The 8,055-nt window shown below is 31.4% G+C and carries 6 protein-coding genes; all 6 read right to left on the bottom strand.

Translation table 11 applies throughout. From position 1 onward, the window contains the following. Positions 1–710, bottom strand: a 710-nt coding sequence (locus AB1Z17_RS12675) for a rhamnogalacturonan acetylesterase (protein WP_368052151.1), incomplete at its 3' end; no start/stop codon positions are given. An 18-nt stretch (positions 711–728) separates the two neighbouring features. After that, positions 729–2,159: a Gfo/Idh/MocA family oxidoreductase gene (locus tag AB1Z17_RS12670; protein ID WP_368052150.1), complete on the bottom strand. Its 1,431-nt coding sequence runs from the start codon at positions 2,157–2,159 to the stop codon at positions 729–731. Positions 2,160–2,175: 16 nt separating this feature from the next. Next, positions 2,176–4,215 (bottom strand): pectate lyase, encoded by a 2,040-nt coding sequence (gene pelA, locus AB1Z17_RS12665; RefSeq protein ID WP_368052149.1) that lies wholly within the window; start codon positions 4,213–4,215, stop codon positions 2,176–2,178. Positions 4,216–4,223: 8 nt separating this feature from the next. Then, positions 4,224–5,849 (bottom strand): glycoside hydrolase 43 family protein, encoded by a 1,626-nt coding sequence (locus AB1Z17_RS12660; RefSeq protein ID WP_368052148.1) that lies wholly within the window; start codon positions 5,847–5,849, stop codon positions 4,224–4,226. Next, on the bottom strand, positions 5,846–6,895 hold the full coding sequence (locus AB1Z17_RS12655; RefSeq protein ID WP_368052147.1) for a Gfo/Idh/MocA family oxidoreductase: 1,050 nt from the start codon (positions 6,893–6,895) through the stop codon (positions 5,846–5,848). The genes AB1Z17_RS12660 and AB1Z17_RS12655 overlap by 4 nt, the downstream gene beginning before the upstream one ends. A 6-nt stretch (positions 6,896–6,901) precedes the next feature. Next, positions 6,902–8,055: glycoside hydrolase family 105 protein (locus AB1Z17_RS12650; RefSeq protein ID WP_368052146.1), on the bottom strand; the 1,154-nt coding region annotated here is incomplete at its 5' end.

Raw genomic sequence — 8,055 nt, 5'->3', positions numbered from 1 at the left:
TTTTTTAATGCATCAATAACTAATTTAGAAACTTTTGTTGCTCCTAATTTAGACAAATGAGTATCATCATGCTTTGCTTCTTTGTAATATAAATTTTTTCCTGCTTCAAAATGTAAATGCAACTTTTTTGAGTTTTCTACTCCATACGATTCCACTAATTTCTCAGTTAAATATTGAAGGTCTATAAATTCTACATCATACTCTTGAGCTACTAAACGAGTTTCCATTGGATACATTCCGTGCGTATCCATCAAAGTTCCAAATTCATTAAAATTCCGTCTTACTATTGAAGAAAATAATATTGGTGTTGCACCCTTTTCTCTAGTATCTAATACAAATTTTATTAAATTTTTTCTATAAGCCGAATGCGGATTTGTATAGCGTTTTGAATCATTAAATTTTTGATCATTGTGTCCAAATTGAATAAAAACATAATCGTCTTTTTTTAACGTCTTTAAAACTGAATCCCAGCGCTTTTCTGCAATAAAACTTCTAGTACTTCTGCCATTAACAGCCCTGTTATCAATTACAACGTTGGTTGTAAAAAAATCTGGCAGCATTTGCCCCCAACCTCTTTCTGGGTTTTCTTCCGGGTTTGTTTTATTTGCCATTGTAGAATCTCCAATTGTATAAATAGTAATTTGTTGCGCTGATGCAAAACTAGAAACTAAAAACAGTATTGAAATTATTAAAATCCATTTAATTCTCATATTTATTATTTTTTTAATTTATCCCCATTTATTAATTTTAGGAACTAAATCTGTTAGATCTGCAATTTTTATTGGCATACCTGTATCAATACTTTTTCGTGCAGCAATACCAATTAAAACGGCTAATGATCCATCTCTAACATCAGCAGCATGGTTAAGTGATGGTTTTAAGTTTTCGCCTCTAAAAATTTCATCAAACATTAATTTATCTCCACCCCAATGACCCGATCTCACATATGGAAATTCAATTCTTTTATAATCTTTAAAATTACGTTGAGTTACTATTTCATGAAACTTATGCTCAATTCTTGTATGCGAACTATTATCCATTTCCTTTTCATGAAGTTTCGACTGGTCTTCATTTTCCGTATTTCTCCAAGGAATACCTTCATGTGTTTCTAATCTACCATCTTTTCCATTAAAAGCGATTCTAAATCCTTCAAATGGAGAATAAGTAGTTAAAGAGTAAGTAACCTCCACATTATTTGCATATTTTACTAAAACCGACATTTTATCAAAAATATCAATTTCTTCTCTCCACAAACAATTGTCTCTTAAATAGCCATCATACTTTTCATTCGCAACATACAAATCCATGTATTTTTCTTTCTTGGTTATATCCCAATAGAATTCACATTTGTTTGTATGCTCACAAGATCTACAGTTTTTTCCTCTAAAAGAATTGTTTTTACCATACTTTTCTAATGCTCCATTTGCATAAACCTCAACCGGATCAGAGCCAATAAACCAGTTTAACAAATCAAAATGATGTGCAGATTTATGTAATAATAATGTTCCAGATTTATCTCTTATACCGTGCCAGCGTCTAAAATAATCTGCTCCATGAAATGTGTTTAAATACCAGTTTAAATCAATCGAAATTAAATCCCCAATTTCTTTAGTTTCAATAATTTCTTTCAATTTTGTAAAAACCTTACCATATCGATAATTAAATGCCATTATTAAATTTCCCGTTGATTTTCTTTGAGCATCAAGAATTTGCTGACATTTTTGTTCATCCGTAGTCATTGGTTTTTCAGTAACTACATCAATATTTTTATTTAGTCCCTTTATTATAAATTCGTGATGTGTAGCATCAACAGTTGTAACCATTAATAAATCTATATCAACAGTGTTTAACATCTCGTCAAAATCTGTAAATGTTGGACAATCAACACCTATATTTTTCTTAGAAAACTCTAACCTTCCTTTATTAATATCACATAACCCCACAAACTCTATTATATCACCATATTCCTCTTTTAAAAATTTACCAAAAAATGAGTTCCCTCTACTCCCGGTTCCAACCAGAGCTACTTTTTTCTTTCCTGAAGAATTATTTAAAATATTACTAAAAGCCGGGGAAATTATCATAGAGCCCGCAACTGCAGCTCCTGTCGTTTTTACAAACTTTCTACGTGTTATTTCGTTATTGCTTTTTGAATTCATAATTAGTTTTTTGAAATTAATTAATGCCTGAATACCATTCCTTATTCAAACCTGAATTGAATGATTCAAAAATATTTTTTTTTGTATATTTTTTAGCTTGTCGCTTTTTAAGTTGGTGTGACCATAAAACTCTTTTTCCAGAATTTGCTCCATCTCCAATAGATTTATATTCTCCATAAAATGCAGTTTCTTCAGCATCAGTCTTTTCCCAATTATGCCAGCCTTCTGGTTTTATATGTTTTTCCATTGTACAGTTTATAAAAACAGTTTTAGCATAAATTCGCCAAGGTCGGCCTAAATAAACTTCTGAAACATTTTCATTAGCTGTTAGCATACAATTTTTAAAAACGTAACCAAACTTTTGATTTTTTGGTGTTGATGCGGCTGTTATATAAGAATTTACTTTACTATGTATAATGCACTCTTCAAACAATACAGTGGCTTCACCAAAAATAAAATCGGTACTTCCTTCAATGTAACAATTTTTAAAATATTGCTTATAACCTTCTCCCGATGTATAAAGGGTGTCTTGAAAACCTAAAAAAGCACAGTTTTCAAAAAACGCTCTTGTTGCATTTACACTTAAAGCAACTGCTTGTCCAACTTCTCCGGCAGTATTTTCTATTGTTAAATTTTTTGCAATAAAATCATTCCCTTCAACTAAAACTGTTGATGTATGAAACGTACTATTTCTACCTAAATTAATTTTATCAAAATAATCATTATAAGTTATTATAGTATTTTCTTTACTTTCACCTATAAATGAAACTTTTGTATTCCAGGAGTACACGTGGACTTTTTCATTATAAACACCATTTTTAATGTTTATAATTACTCTTTCATATGGAAAAGATTTAGAATTATTAATTGCATCCTGAATACTCGAATAATCTCCACTGCCATCTTTAGTAACAACTACGTTATATTCATTATTTAGTTTTTTTTTTACTGTTTCCTTTTTATCTGTTGTAACTAAATATTTTTTTTTCCATTTCTTGTATTTTTTAAAAACCTCTTTCGGCTGATCCGTGTACCATGCATAACCATTTCTACGTTCTGCACCAATTTCAGCCAAAGTTGCTTTTTTAATACCATCTCTGTCACAGAAAAAAGGAGTATTATCTTCCAATTCCATGAAACGCGCCCAAATAGGTTTTGCATTTGGATCAGGAATCATTTTTTTATCAATAACTTTTCCTTTCTCATTATAAATTCGTTCTTCACGAAGTCCATTAATTTGAACTTTTTCAAACCATTTTACTGCACTAATAATAGCAGTTTTAACTTCCTCTGAAGGATTTTCAATTGTCATTAACAATAAAACTATTTTAGCTGATTCTTTTCCACTTAATGAAGGGAGTTCATAAGCTCTTGCTTTGGCAGGCAACAACGTTTTTTCATCGTGCTGCGCACACCAACTTGTTAAAACACCATCTTGTTGATACTGCGTTTTAATAATACAATCAATTCCTTTATTAAAAGCAATTTTAACTCTATTAACAGTTTCTTCATCTGGTTTTATTGAAAAGTAGTCTGTTTTATTTTTTACTTCTTCAAGTACTTTCAAAATATTAACCATAGAGTCATCATTGTAAGTAATATGTGTATAATATCCTTTTCTAATAGGGTAATATTGAGGCCATCCACCACTATTATACTGTGCTTCTAAAATATAATCTAACCCTGCTAAGAATGCTTTTTTAAACCGTTCATCTGGCACTTGTCTGTACATTTTAGACAGAAAAACCATTTCCTGATACGTTGCACCATTATCTGTTGTACAACCTTTTGTAGAATTTTTAAGTGCTTTTAATTTTTGTTTTTCTTCATTACTAAGTGGGTTTTGCATTTGAATATTTTTTGGCCATCCACCAATATTTCTCTGATATAACAATACATTTTCAGCAATTTCTTTTGCTTCATTTGAAGCAAACCAATCACCTTCCTCCAAATTTGTAATACTTTCCCACTTTTTATTATGTACTTGAGAATAAACGTTAAAACTTGCAATACAAGCCACAAACAATGTTATTATTATTTTATTTAAATAATTCATTTATTTACTTATTTAGTAATTTTAAAAAAATCTATATCTGCATATCCGCCGCGTTTTGCTACTTGGGTACTAACACTAAATATGCCAACTTTTGACCCAATCCATTTTCCCGGTTGTGCTTTAAAAGGTTTACCTATTTTTTCGAATTCTTTACCAACTTCAGAAAAGCTAAATTGACACATATAATCTGGAGAAGATACTTCGACTTTAAAATAAGCTGAATTTGCTTTCAATCTCTTTTCAGCATTTATTTGTTCTTTAGATCCTTTAATTGCATTAATAGCTTCTGTTTGCTTAATAAAATATCCGTTTTCATCATGAGATATGCTTAATGTAGCATAATCCATTCCCATAATTATTAATCCTGCAGTTTTTCCATTTTTAGCTTCTTCAGGAAATAAAGTAATTTTAGTGGATGCTGTAAAATTAGGTGCTGGAAACTTTTGAAGTAATAAGTTTGGCACCAACCATAGATTTTCTGAATCTTCCACAGATTTAATAGAAAACAATCTTATAAAATTATTCCCTGGTAATTTAGCATGCCACAAAACATTTGGATTTGCATTCCACTGCCATTGTAAACCAATATTAAAACCATTAAAATTATCTGTTTCTAAAGGTGTTTCAATTGGGTATGTTTTTCCTACATTAGGTTTTTTATAAGACATAACAGGCTCTCCAATACCATTTCCATCAAAATCCTGCCCCATTACAGGCCAATCATTTTTCCAAATTACCGGTTGTAAATGCACAATTCTTCCACCAGCTTCAACATCTTGAAAATGATAAAACCATGATTCTCCATTTGGAGTATCAACCCAAGCGCCTTGATGAGGACCGTTAATATTAGTACTGCCCTGCTCTAAAACTACTTTTTCCTCATACGGCCCATAAATATTTTTAGACCTTAATACAAGTTGCCAACCAGTAGCAACACCACCGGCAGGAGCAAATATATAGTAGTAACCATTTCGCTTATAAAATTTAGCACCTTCTACTGTATCATGATTTCCATGTCCATCAAAAACATGAATTCCTCTATCTATTACATTAGTACCTTCAGGGTTCATTTTATTTACTGTTAGCAAACTTTTAACTCCAGCTCTACTTCCTGCATATGCATGTACTAAATAAACATCTCCATTATCATCCCAAAGTGGTGAAGGATCAATAAGTCCTTTTCCTTCCATAACTAAAACAGGACTACCCCATTTCCCAAATGGATCTTTCGTTTTTACCATGTAAACTCCAAAGTCCGGATCTCCCCAATAAATATAAATTTCATTATTATAATATCTTATACTTGGCGCCCAAACACCCTTACCGTGTTGTGGAACTTTAAATGTTTCTACCGGAACCTGTTCTTGTAATGCGTGGTTTATTAATTTCCAGTTTACCATATCTTTTGAATGCAAAATTGGTAATCCTGGAGTAGCATTAAAACTAGAAGCTGTCATAAAGTAATCATCTCCAACTCTTACAACATCTGGATCCGAATAATCTGCATGTAAAATTGGATTTTTATACGTTCCATCTCCATTGTCTGCAATCCATACTTTTGAAGTAGTTTCATTTTGCTGTGCAATAATACAAACGAAACTAAATAAAAATAATACTACAAATCTTTTTTTCATAATTGAATACACTTTTTTTCTTTATTACTTTTAATTGCTGCCTCAATAACTTTAATTACATTTTTGCCTTCATTACCAGAAACAGGCACTGGTTTATCATTTCTAATTGCCTCATACATTTCATCATAATATTCCATATAATCTCCTTTTAAAGAAGTTATATTTTCTTTAATGATTTTTCCTTCCTTTTCTGTATGTAACAATCCTTTTTCACTTTCAGGCTCCATTCCCCAATTAACAGTACCAGGTTTCTTACCAGCTATCAGCTCTTTTTCCTGAACATCAGCTTTTGTTTTTATAAAAGAACCTTTAGTACCATGGAAAATATTTCCCGGTAATATCTCACGTACAAAATAACTAGACTTCAAAGTAACTTTATGAAATGGGTAAAATAATTTTACATCAAAATAATCTTCAACTTTTGAATTTGGACGAAAAATATCTAAATCTGCGAAAACAGCTTTTGGCATTCCAAAAAAAACCAATGCCTGATCAATAAGATGTGCTCCTAGATCATATAAACTTCCAACTGCAGCAGTTGGAGTTTCTTTATGAACTTTATAGCTTAGCCTTGGTTCAAAACGATCATAATGAATCTCTGCATCTACAATATCTCCAAGCAAACCTTCATCCAAAACTTTTTTAACTGTTTTAAAATCGCTGTCATAACGACGGTTTTGATACACTGAAAGTTGTACCTTTTTCTCTTTTGCTAATTGAATTAGCTCCTCAGCCTGCTCTGTTGTAGCGGTAAATGGTTTTTCTATAATTAAATTTTTTCCGGCATTAATTACCCGCTTAGCAAAATCAAAATGAGTAACACTTGGTGTGTTAACAACTACCAATTCTATAGCTGAATCAGCCAATAAATCGTCTAAGGTTCTAAATGTTTTTATAGTTGGATAGTTCTGTTGAGCCAGATTTTTTGTTCTTTCCAAAACCCCATACAAATTAAACTTTGGATTTACAGAAATAAATGGCGCATGAAATACCACTCCGCTCATTCCAAAAGAACACAAAGCTGTATTTATTGGAGAATTATTCATTCTTAATTATTTGTTTAATTCCAGACTAGCCATAATAAAAGGCCCAGTACCTTTTGGATCATTAGATCTAATAATTTCGTTTATATAGTATTCAAAAGAACCATCTCTATAAGGATTACCACCTAAACCGGCAACACCACAACATTTATTAAGATTTACAACACCATTTTCTTCAACAGAAATTAAATTCTCTAAAAGTCCGTTATAACCTTTTTCTGCAACAGTTAAATACTTTTTATCTAAATAACCTTTTCTAACACCTTTTGCCAATGCATAAGTAAACATTGAAGTACCGGTAGCTTCTAAATAGTTTCCTTCTCTATTGCCTTGATCTAAAACTTGCCACCATAAACCTGACTCATGCTGCACTGCAGTAACAGCTTCTGCATACTGATTTAAATAGGTGATAATTCTTTCTCTTCCTGGATGATTTTCTGGTAAAAAATCTAAAACATCTACCATAGCCATTCCGTACCAACCCATTCCACGTGACCAAAAATGCTGAGAATTACCTGTTTCTTTATTTGCCCATTTTTGCTCTTTGCTTTCATCCCAACCGTGAAAAAGAAGTCCTGATTTTTCATCCCTACTATGCTTTTGAATTAAATCAAACTGAAGTACCACATCATCAAAAATTTTTTGAGCTTTGCTTTCATCTTCAATAAAATCTATAGCGTATTTAGTGTGAAATGGTTCAGCCATATACAATCCGTCTAACCACATTTGGTATGGGTATACTTTTTTATGCCAATAGCCACCATCTGATGTTTTTGGCTGTGTTTCCATTTGACTATTTAAAGTTTCCATGGCTTTTAAGAAACGTTCTTCTTTTGTTTTTGAATACAAATACAGCAAAACATCACCAGATTTTATCATGTCCAAGTTTTGGTTTGATAATTTATAGGTCTTTATAACTCCAGCACTATCAATCATTTCATCGGCATAATCATAGATGTAATCATAAATTTTCTGATTTTTAGTTTGCTCGTAAACTTTTGCCGCAGCACTTAAAACCAACCCATTGGTATAACTCCATTTTGGTTTTTCTCTAAAATCTAATAAAGAAGCTTTTGGAAAACGTTCTATTTCTGAAAGTATCATTCTTTCAGACCATTTTAGGGTATCAGATACTACAAGTTCTTTTGTAACTTGATTCTCTT

Source organism: Lutibacter sp. (genome assembly GCF_040883305.1).
Classification (GTDB): domain Bacteria; phylum Bacteroidota; class Bacteroidia; order Flavobacteriales; family Flavobacteriaceae; genus Lutibacter.
Note: the sequence above shows the minus strand (reverse complement) of the source record. Positions and strands in the feature narration are given on the sequence as shown.